Annotated in this window: 13 protein-coding genes and 6 pseudogenes; 8 read left to right on the forward strand and 11 right to left on the reverse strand. The window is 61.8% G+C overall.

The features are described 5' to 3' along the window. Window positions 1-391: 391 nt before the first annotated feature. Window positions 392-3,997: a membrane-targeted effector domain-containing toxin gene (locus tag A7317_RS13840; protein ID WP_081329208.1), complete on the forward strand. Its 3,606-nt coding sequence runs from the start codon at window positions 392-394 to the stop codon at window positions 3,995-3,997. A gap of 84 nt (window positions 3,998-4,081) precedes the next feature. Here the strand turns inward: A7317_RS13840 and A7317_RS13845 are convergent, their stop codons facing one another. Genes A7317_RS13845 through A7317_RS13865 form a run of 5 tightly spaced genes read right to left on the reverse strand, consistent with a single transcriptional unit; the run spans window position 4,082 to window position 8,508 of the window. Next, a complete protein-coding gene (locus tag A7317_RS13845; protein ID WP_024075724.1) occupies window positions 4,082-4,852 on the reverse strand; it encodes an ABC transporter permease in 771 nt (256 codons plus the stop codon). Further along, the gene (locus A7317_RS13850) at window positions 4,849-6,048 is read right to left on the reverse strand and encodes an ABC transporter substrate-binding protein (protein ID WP_024075725.1); all 1,200 of its coding nucleotides are present in this window, start codon (window positions 6,046-6,048) and stop codon (window positions 4,849-4,851) included. The genes A7317_RS13845 and A7317_RS13850 overlap by 4 nt, the downstream gene beginning before the upstream one ends. Next, window positions 6,035-6,838 (reverse strand): ABC transporter ATP-binding protein, encoded by an 804-nt coding sequence (locus A7317_RS13855; protein WP_069076065.1) that lies wholly within the window; start codon window positions 6,836-6,838, stop codon window positions 6,035-6,037. Before A7317_RS13855 ends, A7317_RS13850 begins: the two co-directional genes overlap by 14 nt. Continuing rightward, window positions 6,835-7,896: an acyl-CoA dehydrogenase family protein gene (locus A7317_RS13860; protein ID WP_024075727.1), complete on the reverse strand. Its 1,062-nt coding sequence runs from the start codon at window positions 7,894-7,896 to the stop codon at window positions 6,835-6,837. Before A7317_RS13860 ends, A7317_RS13855 begins: the two co-directional genes overlap by 4 nt. A 51-nt stretch (window positions 7,897-7,947) precedes the next feature. Continuing rightward, complete coding sequence (locus A7317_RS13865; RefSeq protein ID WP_024075728.1) at window positions 7,948-8,508, reverse strand: carboxymuconolactone decarboxylase family protein; 561 nt, start codon at window positions 8,506-8,508, stop codon at window positions 7,948-7,950. 102 nt (window positions 8,509-8,610) lie between these two features. Between A7317_RS13865 and A7317_RS13870 the strand changes: the two genes are divergently transcribed. Continuing rightward, on the forward strand, window positions 8,611-9,531 hold the full coding sequence (locus A7317_RS13870) for an AraC family transcriptional regulator (RefSeq protein ID WP_069076066.1): 921 nt from the start codon (window positions 8,611-8,613) through the stop codon (window positions 9,529-9,531). Between the two features lie 45 nt (window positions 9,532-9,576). Here the strand turns inward: A7317_RS13870 and A7317_RS31080 are convergent. Beyond that, window positions 9,577-9,675: pseudogene (locus A7317_RS31080) on the reverse strand (LysR family transcriptional regulator); the annotation flags it as partial. A 542-nt stretch (window positions 9,676-10,217) separates the two neighbouring features. On the opposite strand from A7317_RS31080, the pseudogene A7317_RS31585 reads away from it, so the two are divergent. The 3 genes and pseudogenes from A7317_RS31585 to A7317_RS13880 all read left to right on the forward strand — a co-directional run. Continuing rightward, window positions 10,218-11,225 (forward strand): annotated as a pseudogene (locus A7317_RS31585) (HAMP domain-containing protein); the annotation flags it as partial. A 315-nt stretch (window positions 11,226-11,540) separates the two neighbouring features. Next, a pseudogene (locus A7317_RS31590) lies at window positions 11,541-12,083 on the forward strand (methyl-accepting chemotaxis protein); the annotation flags it as partial. A 64-nt stretch (window positions 12,084-12,147) separates the two neighbouring features. Continuing rightward, window positions 12,148-13,641: an MFS transporter gene (locus A7317_RS13880; protein ID WP_069076068.1), complete on the forward strand. Its 1,494-nt coding sequence runs from the start codon at window positions 12,148-12,150 to the stop codon at window positions 13,639-13,641. On the opposite strand, the pseudogene A7317_RS13885 reads toward A7317_RS13880, so the two are convergent. The 4 genes and pseudogenes from A7317_RS13885 to fabF form a co-directional block, all read right to left on the reverse strand. After that, window positions 13,638-14,936: pseudogene (locus A7317_RS13885) on the reverse strand (APC family permease); the annotation flags it as partial. The gene A7317_RS13880 and the pseudogene A7317_RS13885 overlap by 4 nt on opposite strands. Next, entirely contained in the window at window positions 14,915-15,079 is a 165-nt protein-coding gene (locus A7317_RS30655) for a hypothetical protein (protein ID WP_155766471.1), read from the reverse strand. The pseudogene A7317_RS13885 and the gene A7317_RS30655, both read right to left, overlap by 22 nt. Before the next feature lie 80 nt (window positions 15,080-15,159). Beyond that, the gene (locus tag A7317_RS13890; RefSeq protein ID WP_024075536.1) at window positions 15,160-15,540 is read right to left on the reverse strand and encodes a RidA family protein; all 381 of its coding nucleotides are present in this window, start codon (window positions 15,538-15,540) and stop codon (window positions 15,160-15,162) included. A gap of 72 nt (window positions 15,541-15,612) precedes the next feature. Beyond that, the gene (gene fabF, locus A7317_RS13895) at window positions 15,613-16,881 is read right to left on the reverse strand and encodes a beta-ketoacyl-ACP synthase II (RefSeq protein WP_069076069.1); all 1,269 of its coding nucleotides are present in this window, start codon (window positions 16,879-16,881) and stop codon (window positions 15,613-15,615) included. 107 nt (window positions 16,882-16,988) lie between these two features. Between fabF and A7317_RS13900 the strand changes: the two genes are divergently transcribed. From A7317_RS13900 to A7317_RS31600, 3 genes and pseudogenes are all read left to right on the forward strand, one after another. Next, window positions 16,989-17,477: a winged helix-turn-helix transcriptional regulator gene (locus tag A7317_RS13900; RefSeq protein ID WP_024075534.1), complete on the forward strand. Its 489-nt coding sequence runs from the start codon at window positions 16,989-16,991 to the stop codon at window positions 17,475-17,477. A gap of 124 nt (window positions 17,478-17,601) precedes the next feature. Continuing rightward, a pseudogene (locus A7317_RS31595) lies at window positions 17,602-18,369 on the forward strand (PAS domain-containing protein); the annotation flags it as partial. A gap of 111 nt (window positions 18,370-18,480) precedes the next feature. Beyond that, window positions 18,481-18,957, forward strand: a pseudogene (locus tag A7317_RS31600) (methyl-accepting chemotaxis protein); the annotation flags it as partial. 48 nt (window positions 18,958-19,005) lie between these two features. Here A7317_RS31600 and A7317_RS13910 read toward each other — a convergent pair. Beyond that, complete coding sequence (locus tag A7317_RS13910; protein ID WP_069076071.1) at window positions 19,006-20,328, reverse strand: OprD family porin; 1,323 nt, start codon at window positions 20,326-20,328, stop codon at window positions 19,006-19,008. Window positions 20,329-20,391 lie beyond the last annotated feature (63 nt).

Raw genomic sequence — 20,391 nt, forward strand, 5'->3', positions numbered from 1 at the left:
GCTGGTCAGCCATGGATGCATCAACTGACACTCCCTCATCGGGGGCAAGCCCCCTCCCACATTTTCAACCGAGTACACCAGGCATAACTCCGGTCGGCGCCAGGGCAGCCAAAGCCAGAGCAAAAGCAGACTCAGGTCGACCTGATGTATGCAGCTCCAAATGTGGGAGGGGGCTTGCCCCCGATAGCAGTGGGTCTGCCACAGACGCATCAACTGACACACACCCGCAAGGACTTTTTCAAAAGTTAACCAACACTAAGCCTTACACAACACGGTATCTCCGGAGGGAACCCCCGCGGGTGTTTTTTGCACCCAAAAGGGGCGTCTGGGGAACAGGGATCCTCCTACTGGCAGGCGCTTATTCTCGGCACGTCTGAAAAGGTACCCTCCGATGACAAGTCTTTCCTCCACGCCCTTACCGCACCTTCTGCCCCAACAGCCTCCCCTCCTGATCGACACACCCACGCCCGCCCTCCCGGGCAACCAGCCCCCCACCACCGACACCGAACAGTCCGATTCAACCCAAACAAACCGCTCAACCACCGACACCGCCAGTGGCAGCTTGGCGCAAACCCTGGCAGACAAGCAGAACCTGCGCAGCCTCGGGCAAAAACTCAACGACATGGCCCAGCACCTGGGTGTAAACGCCACGCCGCAGGAGATCCTGGCCGCGCTGAAGTCGACCCCCATGGATGTGCAAACCGCCTCGTCCTATCCCGTCGCCCCCGGCCATGCCACGACAATGGAGGCCTTCATCACCTCCATAGGCGTGGCTGTACCGAACAGCCATTTCGCCTTGACCGCATTGGCAGACGCCGTGCTCAGCAGGGCCATTGAACACCCCCTGGGCAATCTGGGCGGTGCCCTGTCCTGGCCGCTGCCGCTGAGTATCGCGGAGCAACGCACGTTGCTCAGTGCCGCCACGCAATATGTCACGCTCCACCCCAACCCACCGTCGATGGGGGCAAGCCTGGGCCCGCTGGATTATCTCAACAGCAATCAGCCACTCAGCGGCGAAGCCGCACGTGATCCAGCGAAGGTGCTGGAAACCCTGCTCAGTACCCCCCGTGCACAAGCGCTGGGGCAAGCCATGCAGACTCAATTGAACGGCATTGCGACTGACACCAGCGTCAATGACTACACACTGGCTGCGCTCAATCTGATGCTGGACCCACAGTCCATCAGCACGCCCCATCGAAACACCGTCGCCGGGTTTGATCTGGCACAGTCGGAGCATTGGGGCAAACCCGCATCAGCCATATTCCCGGCCCTGAGCAAGCACTTGAGCGCGCAAGGCCACGCCACGGCCGAAATGGCCAACGTAGGCGCTTACCTGATGCTGGCCCGCAAGGCGCCCGAGTTGCTGATCAAGGACATCCCCAGCAACGTAACCTATGGCAGCCCTGCCTGGGTCAACCTGTCGATCGCCGCGGCAACAATAGAAGCCCAGACACCGGGCAAAGTGCCCAACATGGGCTTTGCCCAGGTCATGAATGCCGCCGAAGACGCCAGCCTGCAAGACCCAGCCATGACCCAACAGGCACAACGCGCCGCCCTGCGGGTGTGGGGCGTGGTGAGTGGCGCACTCTCCCAGCAAGAAGCTGATCGCTACAGCCCCGACGACGTCGAGAAGGTCCGCAGCGCGTTCAATCAACAGGCGAATGAACGATTGGAGGCGTCCAGCCAGATTCAGACTGAAATGCCCAGCCGCAAAGACATTGCCCTGGCCGCACTTAAACAACGGTTCGGCTCGGATGTGCCCTTTGAAGAAAAACTGCTGAGCGTCAAGAACACCAAGCAACCCCACATACAGCCGCTCTACGACCCCAATCGTGCCCCGGCAGGCTTGCACTCGTTGCTGGATATCGCCATGAGTGGCTTGCACCAGTACGAATGGGAAAGCACAGACCCACGCATCCTCCGCGCCACGCAAGGCGAGTCCCTCCAATTCGACGTGAACAGCACCTTCAACGATCAGTTCACCCAAGCCATCGATTCAAGAAAAAAGGGCATTGCTAAGGCGGTCAAACACATGATTGCCCAATTGCCCCTGGCCGACAGGCAAAACCTGGAGCATGGGGAACTTGAGTTCTACCAGCACAATACCTACAAGCTGGGGCTAGGATTTACCGGAAGAACCCTTCACAGCAAAAACGACAATTTGCTGGTTAAAGCCACAGGGCCAAGCGGCGAAACGGTGTATAAGATCGACCTGAAACAAGGGCGCGTGACCCAGGTTCCCACCACCGTTTTGACCGATCAGCACGAACGTAACGCCAGCCTGGTCTACCCGATTGAGCGGTTCACACCAACCACCTCGCCTGAGGCCGACTTCGCCCAGGACAAGACCGTCAGTTCTCCTCCGCCCACGCCTTCGAGCTACACAAGTGCCCGAACACAGTCCATTGCCGATGCCTTTGTCGAACACCTGGACATTGCCGGCAAAGACGTGGTCCGGCAGGCCAAGGGGGCTACCAGCTACGATCAGCAGATGGACACGGAGTGGAAACTGGTCAGCTTTTTACTGGACCTGATTCCACTCAGGTCGGCCATTGTCAACTTTCAAAACGGTGACTACCTGGATGGCGCGACAGACCTGGGCATGGATATCTTTGGTTTCGTCACTGCCGGCGCAGGGGCGGCAGCGAAAGTGACAAAAGCCGGAACCTCGGCCGTCAGTGCCGCAACCAAGGCCCTGCGGGTGGCCAAAATACTCGGGACCACCGTCATCGGTGAGCTCAACCCCTTCAGTAGTATAGGCGATCTGGTTCAAGGCGGTGCAAGGCTGATCGGCAACGGGATTGAACAGGTCAAGCGCATAGATCGTCATCACAACGTGTTGAATGTCGCCAGTGCCGAATATGGACCTATTACCCAAGGCACCTTCAAGGCTGCCGACCAGACCGTCGAGGGAAGCACCATCCTGTTTGATGGCCAACGGTATGCCTATGATCCCGACAAGGGCAAACCTTACGGAGCGCCGATCGAGGCATTCAACCCGCTGGACGGGATGATGCCGCCCGCCCCCAATATAAACGCATCCCGCAATCTCCCCGCATCCGCACACAATAACCGGCATAACCCGCTTAGCTCGAGCAACCGCCCGGCCCGTCCGCAGCCACCGGCGAATGGCCCGGTACAAGCGGTCCCGAACGGCATCCAAAAGACCGACCACTTACCTCAGGGGGAGTATGTCACCAGCATCAAAGGCGCGATAAGCGATGCACACTTCACCCCGAGCAGGAAGGCGGCAACCCGGCAAAAGTTCGGGCAAGAAATGAATGACTTTTATCGGCGGATGGCAAACGGCGGCCTTCCGGCTCGCCCCACCCTCCCCGTGATCCCTGGTCAAGTCACACCCAAAACGGTGATCGAAAAGGCCCTGGATGCATCCGATGGCGTGGTCTTTGGTGACATCCATAAAGAAATGGCCAGTTTCCAGACGCTGTTCGATAACGTAGACACCTTCAAGCAAAAAGGGGTCAAGAAACTGTATATCGAAGCCACGTTCTATGACGCACAGATGAAAGTCATTGACGACGGCATCGGTTTTCTCGGCAACGGCAAGACACCACGGCTATCGCCCTCATTCGATGAGTTGGTCAAAAAATTCAATGATGAAGGGATAGAGATCGTGCCCCTCGACCATCCTTATCTCACCCGGCACAAAGATGAGCCCGAGCAGTTCCAAGCAATCAATCAGGCGCAGCAAAATGAGCCAAGGCTCAGGGAATTCAATTACTACGCCGCACAGACCATTCGCCAGAACCCTCCGGGCGAAAAGTGGATTGCGTTGATGGGCAATGCCCATATGAAGACATCCCAAGGAGTCCCGGGAGTGGCGGAGCTGACAGGCGGCATTGGGGTGGGCGTTTTCACAAGGACAGACCCGGGAGTGAGCGTCGGAATGAGGAAGACCAAAAACCTCCCGGATCCGGCAAAGGCCTTAGATCCTCACGACGCACCGGGTGACCTGCACATTTTCCACGAGGTCTGAGGTCCAACCTACCCCCTGAACCCAGCCTGCTCATACGCGATGACAAAACGCCCGGCCGGAGGCCGGGCTTTTGTTCAGGGCCTGTCACCCGCCATGCACCCATCGCTGATGCAACCATCGCGCAAACGCATCCAGCGCAAAGCCCAGCAGCCCGATCAGCAGCACCATCGCCATCAGTTCCGAATAAGCCAGGCGGTCCCGCGTGTCGAGGATGTAATACCCCAGCCCGGCACTGACCCCAAGCATCTCGCACGGCACCAGCACGATCCACAAAATGCCGATGGCCAGGCGCACGCCGGTCAACACATGCCCGACCACGCCTGGAATGATCACCCGACGCAGCGTCTCCCAGCGCGTGGCACTCAGGCTCTGGCTCAACTGCAACCAGCGTGGGTCCAGCTGGCGCACCCCGGCAGCGGTGTTGAGCATGATCGGCCACACCGCGGCAAACGCCAGCAGGAAGTAGATCGGCTGGTCCCCGACGCCCATCAGCATCACCACGATCGGCATCCACGACAGGGGCGAGATCATCCGCAGGAACTGAAAGGCCGGCGTGGTCGCAGCCTCCAGGTTGCGCGAACTGCCCACCAGCAACCCCAGCGGTACGCCCACCAGCAAGGCAAGAAACAGCCCGACCACGATGCGCTTGAGGCTCACCGCAATGTGCAGGTACAGCTCGCCGCGCCCCAGCAACTCCCACAGGCTGCCGAACGTGGCCGCCAGTGAAAAACGCGCTGACAAGCCGTCGGCAGCGCCAAACACCTTCACACCCAGCCACCAGAGCAACAGCAACCCGGCCAAGCCTCCCAACCCGAGCAACCAGCCCGGCCACGCTACGGTTTTACCTCGGTTCAAGCGCCGATCTCCTCGTGCCGCTCAAAGCCCTCCGGCAAGCCAAAGGTCTTCATGCCACCCACGGCCTCGATAGCGTTGCGCACAAAGCGGTCATCCACGAGGTCCTTGGCGACGAAGGCCGGGTCGAGATCGGCGAGGAACTTCTTGTCGCCTTCGATCAAGGTGTCTTTCAGGCGCCGTACCAGTTCCTCGGTGTAGCTGGGGAAGGGATAGGGCTGGAAGTCAATGCGATGTTCGTCCCAGTTGGCATGCTGGATCGCACCCTCCGCCAGGTACGCAGCGCGGTCGCTGGCCGCCGGTGCCAGGACCTTGCTCAAGACCGGTTCGGCATGCGGCGTGTAGCGGTTCGGGCCATCCTTGGACAACAGCTTCACCGCTTCTTCGCGGTGGTCGCGGGTCCAGACCTGGGCCTTGACGATGGCATTCACCACCTTCTGCGACCACTCCGGGCGGTTGACCAGGTCATGCTCATGCATGAACACCACGCAGCACGCATGGTTACGCCACACATCGCCGGTAAAACGCTGCACGCGACCAACCTTGAGGTTTTCCGCCAGGGCATTGAACGGCTCGGCGACGATGTAGCCGTCGATGCGCTTGCTGGCCAATGCCGGCGGCATGTCCGAGGGCGGCAGCACGATCAGGTTCACCTCATTGGCCGCAATCGCGCCACCAGCCGCACGGGCAACGGGGGTAAGGCCGTTATCGCGGAACAGTTGCTGCACCACCACGTTATGGATCGAATACCAGAACGGAATCGCCACCGACTTACCGCCCAGTTGCTTGACGTCAGTGATGCCCGGCGCCACGGTCAGCCCGGAACCGCCGACGTGGTTCCATGCCACGACCTTGGCCGGGACCTGGCTGCCATAGCGTGCCCACACGGTCATCGGCGACAGCAGGTGAATCACGTTGACCTGGCCCGAGATAAACGCCTCGATCACCTGGGCCCAACTGCGTAGCAGCACCGGGCGCTCGGCCTTGATGCCCTCGGCCTCGAACAGGCCATTGTTATGCGCCACCAGCAATGGCGTGGCGTCGGTGATCGGCAAATAACCGATGCGTACCGGTGCATCCGGTTCATTGGCCGCGCGTGCCTGCAGGCTGCTCAACAGCGGCAAGGCACCGGCGGCGCTGAGCACCGCAGAGAGTTTGAGAAAATCACGGCGCGAGTGGGTCAGGTCATCCAGACACATGGCTAGGCTCCAGCAGGTCAAGGGGGTTGGGTTGAGGGCGGCTCGCCTGCCGTAGGGTTTTAAGAATCTCGATGCGCAGCGCGCCAATCGCTTCTACCTGTTCCTCGCGGGGTTGCGGCAGGTCGATCCGCCATTCGCCCAACGTGCGCGCCGGGCGGTTACCCAGTAGCAGGATGCGGTCGGACAGCAGCAGGGCTTCGTCGATGTCGTGGGTGATCAACACCGCCGCCGAACCCTGTTCGCGATTGACCTTGAGCAACAGGTGCTGCATGTCGGCACGGGTCACTTCGTCCAAGGCACCAAAGGGTTCATCGAGCAGCAGTACTTGCGGCTGGCGCGCCAGGCAGCGGGCCAACGCCGTGCGCTGGGCCATGCCACCGGACAACTGCGCCGGGAACTGCTGGCGCGCATGCTCCAGGCCCACGGCCGCGATGGCATGGTCAACGCGCTGGCGCCGCTCCTCGGGGCTCAGGTGCGGCTGACGGGCGAAGTCCAGGCCAAACGCCACATTCTTTTCCAGGCTCAGCCACGGCAACAGGCTTGGGTCCTGGAACGCCACCGCCACACGCGGGTGCGGGCCGCTCAATGGCTCGCCCAGTACCTGTACGCCGCCGCCCTGAGGCGCCTGCAAGCCGGCGAGCACCCGCAACAGGCTGGATTTGCCCACACCGCTGGGGCCGAGGATCGATACCACTTCGCCGGGCTGCAACTGCAGGTCGAAGCCTTGCAGCACCGGGCCGCTGGCGTACCCCAGGGCAATGCCCCGGGCCGTCAGAACCGACTGGCTCATAGCGCGGCCTGGCGTTGCAGTTCGGTGCGCAGTTGCACCAGGCTGGGCGTCACAATCGGCACAAAGGCCGACTCACGCCAGCGCCGGGCAAAACCACTGCCGTGCGCGGTGAGGTAGGCCTTGCCGCCACTGGCCTGCAGCTCAAGTTGCACGGCGCTCGCGGCGGTTTCCGCGAGGGCGATGCGCAGCTTGAACAATGGCACCGGTTCGGCGGCGAAACGTCCGGCCAGCAACCCTTTCTTGAGTTCGGTGACCAGGTGATCGAGGGTCACGCGCAACGCCTCCAACTCTTCACGCAACACGGTGCGGGACGCGCCCAGATGATAGGCCACTTCCGCCAACGAGCGACGCGCCAGGCCAATCGACATGCCGCATTGCAGGCCAAGAAACGCCGGGCGCACCGCCGGCAGGAACTGGCGTGCATCCTCATGCAGCAACCAGTCGCGACTCAGCTCCACACCTTCCAGCCCCAGGGCGGCCGTGTTGCTGGATTGCAAGCCGAGCAAATCAAGATCGTGTGAGCGCTGCAAGCCCGCCACTGAGTCCGGGATCGCCAGGATAAACGGCGCACCACCGTCGGCATGTTCAATCGCGGCGGCGGCGACGAAGCCGTTCTTGCGCAAGTTGGTCACCCAGTGCAGGCGACCGTTCAGGGTCCAACCGTCGTCGCTCGGCTCGCCGCTGATCTGCAATGTCTCGATACCCGAGAGGAACTTCATTGCATTCGACAGCCCCGTTGCCCCGGCCAGCTTGCCGCTGAGCAGGTCCGGCAACAACTGCTCACGCAGCCGCTCGTTGGGGCTGTGCAACAGATACTCGATAAACGAACGCTGCCCCCAGCACACAAAGGCTGCCGCCAGGGAATGGCTGGCAACATTCGCGATGGCGTCCACCGCCCCGCCCACATCGCCGCCGAGGCCACCGAGGTGCTTGGGTACGCCGATTCGCAACACGTTGGCGTCTGCCAACCGCGGCAGCACTTCCTGTGGGTCGCAACTGCCCACATCCAGGGCCTGCGCTTGAACATCGAGCCAACGGCTCAAGATTGGGTCAAGCATTCATGTTTCTCCTTGTTAAAGCAGATGACCATCACCGACGCGTGCGCGCCTTCAACTGGCCGGTTGTTCCCAACGGTACTGCGCCAGCTCCGGGTTCAGCGGGGTACGGGCAAACACATTAGCGAAGTTGCACAGAGTGGCCAGGCTGACCCCCAATATAACCTCCAGCGCCTGGCCTTCGGAGTAGCCGGCGGCCCGGAACGCCTCGTAGCCGGCATCGCTCACATCGCCTCGGGTAGCGATCACTTCGCGGGTGAACGCGGCGAGCGTCTCATAACGAGCATCGGGCAGTTCGCCACGCTGGCGCAGGGCTTCGATCACGGTTTCGGGCAGCTTGGCTTTGTTGCGCGCCACGGCGGTGTGGCCGGCCACGCAGAAATCGCAACCGTGGGTGGTCGCGGCAATCAGTTGCACCACTTCGCGATCGGCCAGGCTCAGCTCGGCCTTGGCGTTCAGGCCGGAAACGGTGATGTAGGTCTCCAACGCGGCCGGCGCATTGGCCAGCACGGCCAGCAGGTTGGGGATGAAACCCGAGCCTTTCAGCGCATTTTCCAGGAAGGGTTTGGCCGCTGGCGGAGCGGTTTCGAGGGTGAGCAGCGGTACGCGGGACATGGTGCGGTCTCCTTATTGGTTCGTGTACCAAGTCTGTTGGTTATAAAAAAACGCCTCAATAGGCTAAAGTAGCGATTACTTGCTCTTGAGTCTTTCCATTAGATGAATTCGTCCGGTGCACTTGTCGATTGGTTATTAGACAGCCTTGAACTCGAGACCAGCTTGTTTCATGTCGGGCGTTACTGCGGTGACTGGCACGCCAGCACCCACGGCCTGGCGCGGGCCAGTTTCCACCTGCTCGTGCAGGGCCAATGCTGGCTGCATATCGACGGCGAGCCCAGCCCCCAGCACCTGAACAATGGCGACGCGGTGTTTCTGTTGCGTGACCTTGAGTACCGACTGTCCGGCGAAGCCACGGCGGCGGGTGCGCAGGAATGCCCGCGTCGCCCGATGGTGCCACTGGACAGCGCGGCCACCGACGGCGTGGGGCTGGTCTGCGGGTTCTTTCACTTCCAATCCGGCTTGTCCGCAATGATTGTCGACAGCCTGCCCGCGTGGATCATCCTGCGTGCCGGTGACCCGTCATTGACCGCCGCGCGCAACCTGTTCGAACTGATCCTGCAAGAGTGCGAACGCACTCCGGCGCCCTCGTCCACCCTGCTCGAACGTCTGTGCCACCTGCTGTTCCTGTATGTACTGCGCCAACAAGTGATCGGCAACACCGACTTGGGCGGCCTCGCCGCGCTGGGCCGGCAGCCGGCATTTGCGCACCTGCTGGAACAATTGATCGCCCGGCCGGCGGAGCCCTGGACCCTGGAAAGCATGGCCGCCAGCACCGGCCTGTCGCGCTCGGCGTTTTTCAAGCGCTTCAATGAGCTGTGCGGGCAATCGCCAGGGCAAGTGCTACTGATGATGCGCATGCGCCATGCCTGCCAGCTGTTCAAAAACGACCAGACCGTGGCCGATGTTGCGCTGGAGGTGGGGTATCAGTCGGTGGCCGCGTTTACGCGGGCGTTCCACAAGGTCATTGGCCAGCAGCCGGGGGCCTATCGCAAGGGCCAGGCGCCAGGCGTGAAGCGCTAAGCCCACGCATCGTAATAAATGGAACGGTTTTGCAGGCGCCCGCCCCTAACGCTGTAACCCACTGCCGGGCCGCGCGCACAGTTCCACCAGCCAATCGACAAACACCCGCACCCGCCGTGATAACTGGCGGTGCGGCGGGTACAGTAGATACACTCATGTTGTTGACCTTATTCTATGAGGCAGTCGCTTTAGGGTTGGCCCGACCACACCGCATCGGCACCGGTTAGCGTTTTGTTTTAGTTGCGCGCTGAATTTGATCCTATGCCCGCCCTTGAGCCGCTCGCTATCCCAAATCGGTAGCATCCGAAGCCCCGCCCCAAAACAGGTCGAGGCGGCACGCTCAATCCCGGCGCAGTTGCCGATTTGGGATAGCCGCCTGGCCTGTCATGCCTGCAACCTAGCCTCAGCCGTGCTATGCCCGGATGCCGGCAACCAGAATAAGAATGAGGGCTCGCCCCCCAGCCCATCATCGCGAAGCCCACTTGTAGGACGCCCCGACCATGCATCAAGCTCACCTCACCATTCAATGGCGTATCACCCTGCTCAGCGGGCTCTGCCTGCTGACAGTGGTGGCGGCCCTGATTGGCGCCAGCGCGTATCAGAATCAAGCCAGTGCAAAGCTGCTTAAAGAGCAGAGCAGCGAGTTGCTCGCCCACGCTGCGCTGGAGCGCTTGCAGGCCCAGGCCATGGCGCACGGCCAACAGGTGGAGCGTTTTTTCAGTGAAACCGCGCTATATGGCGAAGGGTTTGCGCAACAGGTTCTGCAACTGCGCGAGCAAACGCTCAACGGTCGCCTGACGGTCGCGCAATTGCGCGAAGCCCTGATCAGCAGCGCCCGCGAAGCCCTGAAACAGCGCGAAAAAGTGCTCGGCCTGTACGTCATCATGCTGCCGGATGCGTTGGCCGGCACTGACGCCGCCTGGCGCGACCAACGCGCCATGGCAGGCAATGAAACCGGGCGCTTCGCGCTGTATTGGTCACAGAGTCAACCGGGGCAACTGGTGCAAGAGGTACTGAGCGAGGCACAAATCGCCGCGAACACCGCGCCCCCCGGCAGCGAACCAGGAAACGCCTGGTACGCTTGCCCTCAAGCACAAAGACGGGTGTGTGTGGTCGAGCCGTACACCATCGAAGTGGAAGGCCAGAAATCCCTGATGAGCAGCATTTCCATCCCCTTGATCGTCAACGGCAAAGTGCTCGGCGTGGTGGGCATGGATATTAGCCTCGACACCCTACAGAAGCTGGCCGCCGACCTCGGTCAGGACCTGTACCAGGGCAACAACGAAGTCACCATTATGTCGGCCTCGGGCCAAGTGGCAGGACGCAGCGGCAACGTCTCGGGCGACACGCTCGATATACGCCAGCCCCTTCAGCCCGTGGCGGGCAACCCGGCCTGGCAACTGGAGATCAAGGTTGCGCAAGCACGGGTGCAGGCGTCTGCCCGACTGATGCAAAGCGAACTGGACGCTAAAAGCCGCGAGGCCAACTGGCTTAACCTGGGCTTGGGCATTTTTGCCAGCATCCTGGGTATGCTGCTGATCTGGCTCGCCGCTTACGGCGTGACACGTCCATTGATCAAAATGGCCGAGCTGCTCGATGCCATTGTCGAAGGTGACGGCGACCTCACCCAGCGCCTGCCCGCCGGCAGGCGCGACGAGTTGGGGCATTTGGCCACTGGGGTCAATCGCTTCCTGGACACGTTGCAGCCCATTATTCGCGATATCCAGACCGCGTCGATGGATACCCGAAACAGCGCCGATACATCGTCAGGCATTGCCCGCGAAGTCAGTGTTGGCATGCAGCGTCAGTACCGCGAAGTCGAGCTGGCGGCGACCGCTTTGCACGAAATGAGCGCCAGCGCCCAGGAAGTGGCACGTCACTCCCACAGCGCCGCCAACGCAGCTACCACCGCAGAAAGCGCGAGCCGATCAGGCCAGGCGGTGTTCTCAACCGCCGAGCGCGGCATTGAGGCCCTTGATCAGCGCCTGGAAACCACGCTCCAACAAGTCAACGCGCTGGCCCATAGCAGCGCCCAGATCGGCCAGGTACTGGACGTCATCAGCGCCATCGCGCAGCAGACCAATCTGCTGGCGTTGAATGCAGCCATCGAAGCGGCCAGGGCCGGCGAACAGGGCCGTGGTTTCGCGGTGGTGGCCGACGAAGTCAGGCACCTGGCGAGTAACACCCAGAGCTCGGTCGAACAGGTACGCACGGTGATCGAAACCTTGCAACAGCTGAGCCAGGCTGTGGTGCACAGCACCCAACTAAGCCGCGAACAAGCCGGCGGCAGCGTGATCCAGGTACAACAAACCCGGGTGGCGCTGGAGAGCATTTCGAAGGCCGTGGATGTGATCGAACAGATGAATCAGCAGATCGCCAGCGCGGCACTGGAGCAAAGTGGCGTGATAGACGATATCAGCCATCGGGTCAGCGACATTCGTGGCATCAGCGAAACACTCGCCGGCCGGATGAACGAGGCGTCGAAGGCCAGTGATTTACTGCATCAAATGGCCAATCACCAGCAGCAACTGGTCAGGCATTTCCGCGTGTAAAGGGTATGCCGCCTGACTGAGCTACAGTGGCCGCCCTCCCATTCGCCTTCAATGAGCACCACCCATGACTTTTTCACGCCGCTGGCTGATCCTCGCGATTATTTCCAGCGCATTGCTGCTTATCGTCATCGACATGACGGTGCTCTACACCGCCCTGCCCACGCTGACCCGAGAGCTGAATGCTTCAGCCTCGGAAAAGCTCTGGATCGTCAACATCTATGCGTTGATCGCCGCTGGCCTGCTGCTGGGCATGGGGACACTCGGTGACCGTCTCGGGCACAAACGCCTGTTCATCGGCGGGCTTGGTGTGTTTGGCCTGTTCTCGCTGATGGCGGCGTTTTCAACCTCCGCCGCTGTATTGATCGGTGCACGTGGTTTCCTCGCAGTCGGCGCGTCGATGATGATGCCCGCCACGCTGGCGATCGTGCGGGTGACGTTCACCGACCCGCGTGAACAGGCCATGGCGTTCGGCATCTGGGCCTCGGTGGCGTCAGGCGGCGCGGCGTTCGGCCCGGTGATCGGCGGCCTGCTGCTGGAGCACTTCTGGTGGGGCTCGGTGTTCCTGATCAACGTGCCGATTGTGCTGGTCGCGTTGGTCGTCGGCGCGCTATTGATCCCGAATAACCCCGGGGATGCGAGCAAACGCTGGGACTGGCTGGGGTCGCTGCAGGTGATGATCGGCTTGATCAGCGTGGCGTATGCGGTGAAGGAGCTCGGCAAGCGCACGCCTTCTTTCGAAGGCATGCTGATCGCACTGGTGCTGGGCGCGCTGTTCCTGACGCTATTCATTCGGCGCCAGCGCCGCGCGACCCAACCGATGCTCGACCTGGCGCTGTTCAGTTCCTCCGGTTTCAGGAACGCGGTGATTGCGGCGGTTGTGTCGGCTGCTGCGTTGATCGGCATGGAGCTGGTGTTCAGCCAACGCCTGCAACTGGTGCTGGGCCTGTCGCCACTGGAAGCGGCATTGTTCATCCTCCCGCTACCGCTGGGCTCGTTTATCTCCGGGCCGCTTGCCGGTTACTACCTGCCTCGCCTGGGGAACCAGCGGATGCTGTTCTGGACGCTGCTGCTATCCGCGGCGTCGATGCTGGCTTACCTGCTGTTGTATGAGGCGGCGGTGTACCTGCAACTGATCGTTCTTGGGCTGCTGGGGCTTACCATTGGCGCAGCACTGACGGCGTCGTCCAGCACCATCATGCTCAGCGTACCGGCCGATCAGGCCGGCATGGCCGCCTCCGTCGAGGAGGTGTCGTTTGAATTGGGCGGTGCCGTCGGTGTGACGCTGTCGGGCAGCCTGTTGTCGGCGATTTATGCGTACTCGGCGGGCCTGGCGATTCCAGCGTGGCTGAGCCGCAATCCCGCGACATTCGACAGTCTGGACGATGCGCTGGTGGTCGCCGAAACCTTGTCGCCCGAAGGCGCCGCGATGCTGCGCGCATTCGCCCGCTCGGCCTTCGATGCGGGCTTTGTTGCGGTGCTGGTGGCGTCGGCAGCGCTGCTTTTGATCGCAGCGCTGCTGGTCAAGCTGGGCCATCAACCACCGCGGGCCGCGCCTTAGAGCTTGTGGCTGCCCAAGGCCAGGAACCGCTCTGGCGATGCCTTGCGCAGCCGCGCCGCGAGGAATACGCCGCCCAGCAAGGCCAATGGAATAATCGCGCAGAGACTGTAGGACAGCAATCGGCTGGCGCCGGTGAGCACGTCGAAATGCACCACGGCAAGGATCAGCACTGCCAACAGGGCCAGGCAAGAGAAACCGGGGAAAATCTGCCCACGCCAAACCCCGACCTTGAGCTGCGGTTGACCTCGGAAGTACATCAGCACCGCTGCCGAAGTGAGCGCCATCAGCAAAATCACGCTGAGCGTGGCCAGGTTGGACAGCCAGGCAAACAGTTGCAGGATCGGATCGGCATCCAGCGCAGCGAAAATCAGCACCACCACGGCCGAGATCAGGCTCTGCAACGCCGAGCCCATATGCGGGCTCTGGTGCACGCGGTGGGTCGTGCCTAACTGGCTGTGCAGCAAACCGTCACGGCCAATCGCATAGAAGTAGCGCGCGGCGGCGTTATGAAAGGCCAACAGCCCGGCGTAGATACTGACCATGAACAGGACGCGGATAATCTTTGTCAGGTGCGGGCCGACAAAGTGGTCGGACATGCCATAGATAAAGGTGGTCGGGTCCTGCAAGGCCTGCAGCATCGGCACGATTTTATCCGCGCCCACGCCCACCACCATCGACCACACCGACAATGCGTAGAACGCCCCAATCAGCAACACCGAGCAGTAAGTCGCAATCGGAATGGTGCGCTTGGGGTCCTTGGCCTCTTCGCCGTAGATGGTCGTGGCCTCGAAGCCGATAAAGGCGGCGAAACAGAACAGCAGGCCGATTGACGGCGTGCCACTGAACACATGGCTGCTGCTGAACGAATCAAGGTTGATGCCGCTGTCGCCGCCGGACTTGAGGATGGCGAAGTCCAGGACCAGGATCGCCAGGTATTCGGCGATCACCATCACCGACAGCACCCGTGCTGACAGGTCAATCTTGCGATAGCCCAGGATCGCGATGCTCGCCATCGCCATCAGCGAGTAAGCCCACCAGGGCAACACCAGGCCGAAGGCGGCTTCCATGGTGCCGCTGACCACCCCGCCGAACATCCCATACAACCCGACCTGCAGGATGTTATAGGCAAACATCGCCAGCACCCCGGCGGCACCGCCCGCCAGGCCACCCAGGCCTCGGGACGTGAACGCGTAAAAACCACCGGCATTGGTCACGTGGCGCGACATGGTGGTGTAACCCACCGAGAACGCCAGCAGCACCAGCAAGGCGAGGATCAGCAAGGCCGGGGTACCGGCTCGCACGCGAGGCCATCCTGCATGGCGCCGAAGCTGGGCCCGCCGATGTAGATGGCGTCGGCGCCATGCAGGATGGCCTCGCGTGCGATGGCGACATCGCGGGCAGGGCTGAGCAATTCCAGGTGATGCTTGGGCAAGGACATAGTTTTTTTAGTCAGGCTTGTCACGGTCGAGGCGGGCATTGTAGCTGCGAAACGCCTGACCGGCATCTACCACAGGGCTGTCAGGCCTTGGCAGCCATCGCCGTGACTTCCACGCGCATCCCTTCAACCGCCAGTGCAGCCACCCCAACCGCCGCGCGCACGGGCCATGGCTTGGCGAAAAAACGCTTGTAGACCTCATTGAATGCACCGCGATCGGCCATGTCCGTGAGGTAGATGGTCAGGTGCATGACCCGGTCCATGGAACTGCCGGCCTTTTCCAGGGCGACTTTCAACGCTTGCAGGGTGCATTCGCTTTGCAGGGTGATATCCCCCAGTTCCAGGCTGCCGTCGGCGCGGGTCGGGATCTGGGTGGAGACCAGGATGCCGTTGAAGCCGACGACATCTGAGGAAATCGAGTCGGCATCCGGATCGGGGGTGTAGGACAGGTCGTGGTTAGCCATGGGCGCCTCTTGTTGGCAGTGACAGAAAGGCGCCATGGTCCCCGAAAATAATCCCAGGGGCAAACCGCCGGCTTATACCCAGCGGCGGAACAGCACGCTGGCATTCACGCCACCAAAGCCGAAGCCGTTGGACAGTGCGTATTCAATCGCCATTGGCCGCGCATCTCCGCGCACCATGTCCAACCCGGCGGCCAGTTCATCCGGGTTTTCCAGGTTGAGGGTCACCGGTGCGACCTGATCGCGCAGGGCAAGCACGGTGAAGATGGCCTCGATGCCGCCCGCAGCCCCCAGCAAGTGGCCGGTGGCGGACTTGGTCGAGCTGATTGCCAGGCGGCCACCGTCACCGAACACGGTCCTGATGGCTGCCAATTCGCCTTTATCGCCCACCGGCGTCGAGGTGGCGTGGGCATTCAGGTACTGCACCTCGGACGCCTCGATGCCCGCCTGACGCAGCGCCTGGGTCATCGCCCGGCGCGCGCCGTCACCGTCTTCCGGGCCAGCCGTCATGTGGTACGCATCGGCACTGGTGCCGTAGCCCACCAGTTCGGCAATCGGCTGGGCACCGCGTGCAAGGGCGTGTTCCAGTTCTTCGATCACCAGGAGGCCGGCGCCTTCGCCCATGACAAAGCCGTCGCGTGCCTGATCGAACGGGCGCGAGGCGCGCTCGGGGGCGTCGTTGAAGTCGCTGGACAAGGCCCGTGCCGCCGCAAAGCCGGCCAGGCTGACCCGGTGGATCGCCGCGTCGGCTCCCCCGCACACTGCCACGTCCACTTCGCCTGCACGGATCATCCGCGCGGCGTCGCCAATGGCCTGCACACCCGCTGCACAGGCAGTGACCGGTGCGCCCAACGGGCCTTTCAAGCCATAGTTGATCGACACATGCCCGGCGGCCATGTTGCTCAGGAACGATGGGATGGTGAACGGCGACAAGCGTCGCGGCCCCTTGCTGTCGGTGGTACGTACCGCCTCCGCGATGGCCGGAAAGCCGCCGACGCCCGAGGCGATGATGGTTGCGGTGCGTTCCTGCTCCTGCACGGTCTTCGGTGCCCAGCCGGCCTGCTTCAACGCTTCATCGGCGGCCGCCAGTGCGAACAGGATAAAACGATCCATCTTGCGCTGCTCTTTTGCAGCCAACAGGCGATCAGGATCGAACCCGGCTTCGGGGTCCTGCAACACACTCTGCACTTGGCCGCCGATGCTGATGGCCAGGTCGCCGATCAGGTCTTCAGGCAGGCGACGAATGCCCGACTGCCCGTTCAACAGGCGTTTCCAGGTTGACTCCACGTCAGCGCCCAACGGTGTCAGCGCACCCATGCCTGTCACAACGATACGTTTACTCATGATCAATCGACTCCGGTTGCATTGAGGGTTAAGACCCTATGGACGTCACTATCATGATGAAAGTAACATGGCGTCACACAACTTTGCACCGGCCCCTAGGAACCTTTATGCAACGCAAGTCCCTGACCCGCGACGAATGCCCCATCGCCCGCAGCCTCGACCGGGTAGGGGAGTGGTGGAGCATTTTGATCATGCGCGACGCGCTGCAGGGGCTGCGCCGCTTCGATGAGTTTTCGCGCAGCTTGGGCATCGCTCCCAACATGCTCACGCGCCGCCTGACTGCGTTGGTGGAGGCGGGGATGTTGGAACGCAGGGCCTACAGCGAGCGGCCGCCGCGCTACGAATATGTACCGACCGCCAAGGGTGAGGATTTCCGCATGGTGCTGATGTCGCTGGTGGCGTGGGGCAACCGGCATTACGCCGAAGAGGGCACCAGTGTCGAGTTGGTCGAGCGGGACACCGGGCGACCGCTACAGCCTATGCTGGCGAGCGCCGAGGGCCACATCGTGCCCTTGGATCGCTGTGTGTTGCAGGCCGGCCCGGCGGCCAGCACCGGCATGCGTGAGCGGTTGGCTTCGCTCGCCGCAAAGCCTTGAATCATGCTGGCTCGCGCAAAAAACTTGACGTCAGAAAATAATCATTTTTGCGCGGTTAAGTCGCGTATTTCCCAGCCGATAGCGAATGAAGACATAGGTTTTTTCCGCACGGCTGAGGTACGTCATGTTCAACACAACGCTCAAAACCGAACTGGCGGCCAGGACGGCCGAAGTCACCGAGTTCAAAGGACTGATCAGCGCCCTGGAACGCTCCATGGCAGTGGTCGAATTCGACCTCAACGGCAAGGTACTGCGTGCCAACGACAACTTTCTGAAAACCCTGGGTTACAGCCGCGACCAGTTGGCGGGGAAATCCCACCGTGACTTTTGCTTGCCAGCGCTGACCAACAGCCCGGCCTACAGCCAGTTCTGGGGTGAGCTCAAGGCCGGTAAGTTCGTGTCGGGCACTTTTAAGCGGGTGGATGCCCACGGCAAGACCGTCTGGCTGGAAGCCAGCTACAACCCGGTGCTGGATGAGCGTGGCCAAGTGCTGAAAGTGGTCAAGTACGCCCTGGATGTCACGACAAAAGTCGAACAGGAGGCGGCGACCCGCAGCAAACTGGCCGCAGTGGACCGGGCAATGGCAGTGATCGAGTTCGACTTGAACGGCCAGGTACTGGACGCCAACGAGAACTTTCTGCACGTCATGGGCTATACGCTGGCCGAAATCAAAGGCAAACACCACCGCCTGTTTTGCGAGCCCAGCCTGATCAACAGCAGCGAGTACACCGATTTCTGGCGCCGCTTGAACAACGGTGAATTCTTCACTGGGCAATTCAAGCGCCTCGGCAAGCATGGCCGTGTCGCGTGGCTGGAGGCCAGTTACAACCCGGTCTACGACGGCGACGGCACACTGGTCAAGATCGTCAAGTTTGCCAGTGACATCACTGAACGGGTGGAGAAGTTCGAGGAAGACTCGCGCGGCGCTTCCCGTGCCTACCATATTTCGTCCGAAACCGAACGCTTCGCCGAGCACGGTACCCAGGTGATCCACGACACGGCCACGGAAATGCGCCGGATTGCCGAGCACATTGGTGCCTCGGCGCGACTGGTGGGGCAACTGGGTGATCGTTCCGAACAGATTACCGCCATCGTCAACACCATTCGCGGCATCGCCGACCAGACCAACCTGCTGGCGCTCAACGCCGCCATCGAGGCGGCACGGGCCGGCGACCAGGGCCGCGGGTTTGCCGTGGTGGCCGACGAGGTCAGGCAGCTGGCGGGACGCACCAGCCGCTCCACGGCGGAGATCGCCGAGATGATCGGCATGATCCTGTCGGAGACCCGAGATGCAGTCACCAGCATGAATGCCACCCAGGAAGGCGCGCAGCGTGGGGTCAGCCTGGCTGACCAGGCGGGTTCGGTGATCCTGCAGATCCGCACCAGCACCAGTGACGCGGTGAAAGCCGTGAGTATGTTTGCGTCCAAGATGGATGAGTCGGAAGTGATTCCGAAAACAGCGGTCGGCTGGGTGGGTTAGCCGCTGTGCGCCGGCCAGCGATGACGCTGGCCGGCGCGCAGCCGCCGCTTACAACAGGGTGAACGGGTAGTCGACGATCAGCCGCAGTTCGTTCAAGTTGCCGTCACCTTGGTCGGCATTCGACGCCACGATGGCATCGCGCACGCGCAGCGACAGGTTTTTCGCCGGGCCGCTCTGGACGACGTATTTGGCTTCCACATCTGTTTCGTGGTGCGCGCCATCGGCACCGTAATCACCGGCATAGGCGCTGTTGGCCGGTGTGTGGGTGCCATCGATGTCCGAACCGTTGATGTAGCGGGCCATGAAGCTCAAGCCCGGCACGCCGTAGCTGGCCAGGTTCAGGTCATAGCGAATCCCCCAGGATTGTTCGCCTGGGCCGTTGAAGTCACCCCATTGCACCGAGTTGGCCAGGTACACCGAATCGCCGCCTTCACCCGCGCCGTTGTTGCCGGTACCGATGTAATCGAACGGCGTGTCGCCATGCACTTTCTGGAACGACAGCGTCAGGGTATGGGCCGTCAGGAACGAATAGGCCGCCGCCAGCGAATAGGTGGTGTTGTTGATCGCTCCGGCCTTGGCGCTGCCCGTATCGAGGGTGCGATACAGGTTGCCATCCAACGCCAGCGACTGGTCATGCCCCAACGGCAGCACATAGTTGAGGTTGGTGTAGTACTGGCGCCAGATATCTTCCAGTTCACCGGCATACACGGTTGCACTCAGCGACGGGCTGAAGGTGTATTTGCCACCGACAAAGCTCGCACTGGAAGCCGGCACGTTGGCGTAGGTGGCGTAGATGTCGTGGTCATGGTTGCAGGTCATGCCACTGTTGGTGCTGGTGAAGTGCCCGGCCTCCAGGTCCAGCCCCGCGATTTCACTGCTGGTCAGGTCAAAGCCGGTGGCCGTCTGCGGCAACAGGCGAGTGCCACCGGTGGCGAAGACGGGCGCGGTGGGTTGCATGTCGCCGAATTTCAGTTGGGTCTTGGATATTTTCACCTTCACCGCGGCCCCCACGGAACCATAGGCGTCTTCCGGATCGCCGTGGCGGTCGGTCGGCAAGTTACCGGTACCGGCATCCTGGTGCGTGGCGTCCAGTTTCAAACCGCCAAAGGCGTAGGCATCCACGCCAAAACCAATGGTGCCCTGGGTGAAGCCCGAGGCGTAATTGAGCATGGCGCCTTGAGTCCAGTCACGGTTGTCGGCCCGGCCACCTTCGCGGTTGCGGTTCATGTAGTAATTGCGCAACAGCCCGGTGACGCTGCTGCCGTCGATAAAACCTTTGGCGTCGGCCTGGTCCGTCACGGACTCGGCGAGGGCCACCTGGCTGATACTGGCGCATATCGCCAGTGTTAACAGGCTCCACTGTTTGACCATGTTATTTACTTCCCCGAAATGATTGACGCGCACAGAAACACCGCACTTTTTACAGGGCGCATG

Origin of the sequence: Pseudomonas fluorescens (assembly GCF_001708445.1) — a bacterium.
In the GTDB taxonomy this organism is placed as follows: domain Bacteria; phylum Pseudomonadota; class Gammaproteobacteria; order Pseudomonadales; family Pseudomonadaceae; genus Aquipseudomonas; species Aquipseudomonas gorinensis.

Coding starts and splice junctions, on each gene's coding strand:
- fabF (WP_069076069.1), bottom strand. CDS start 16,881: ATGAGTAAACGTATCGTTGTGACAGGCATGGGTGCGCTGACACCGTTG.
- A7317_RS13880 (WP_069076068.1), top strand. CDS start 12,148: ATGACTTTTTCACGCCGCTGGCTGATCCTCGCGATTATTTCCAGCGCA.
- A7317_RS13840 (WP_081329208.1), top strand. CDS start 392: ATGACAAGTCTTTCCTCCACGCCCTTACCGCACCTTCTGCCCCAACAG.
- A7317_RS13890 (WP_024075536.1), bottom strand. CDS start 15,540: ATGGCTAACCACGACCTGTCCTACACCCCCGATCCGGATGCCGACTCG.
- A7317_RS13865 (WP_024075728.1), bottom strand. CDS start 8,508: ATGTCCCGCGTACCGCTGCTCACCCTCGAAACCGCTCCGCCAGCGGCC.
- A7317_RS13855 (WP_069076065.1), bottom strand. CDS start 6,838: ATGAGCCAGTCGGTTCTGACGGCCCGGGGCATTGCCCTGGGGTACGCC.
- A7317_RS13870 (WP_069076066.1), top strand. CDS start 8,611: ATGAATTCGTCCGGTGCACTTGTCGATTGGTTATTAGACAGCCTTGAA.
- A7317_RS13850 (WP_024075725.1), bottom strand. CDS start 6,048: ATGTGTCTGGATGACCTGACCCACTCGCGCCGTGATTTTCTCAAACTC.
- A7317_RS30655 (WP_155766471.1), bottom strand. CDS start 15,079: ATGTCCTTGCCCAAGCATCACCTGGAATTGCTCAGCCCTGCCCGCGAT.
- A7317_RS13900 (WP_024075534.1), top strand. CDS start 16,989: ATGCAACGCAAGTCCCTGACCCGCGACGAATGCCCCATCGCCCGCAGC.
- A7317_RS13910 (WP_069076071.1), bottom strand. CDS start 20,328: ATGGTCAAACAGTGGAGCCTGTTAACACTGGCGATATGCGCCAGTATC.
- A7317_RS13860 (WP_024075727.1), bottom strand. CDS start 7,896: ATGCTTGACCCAATCTTGAGCCGTTGGCTCGATGTTCAAGCGCAGGCC.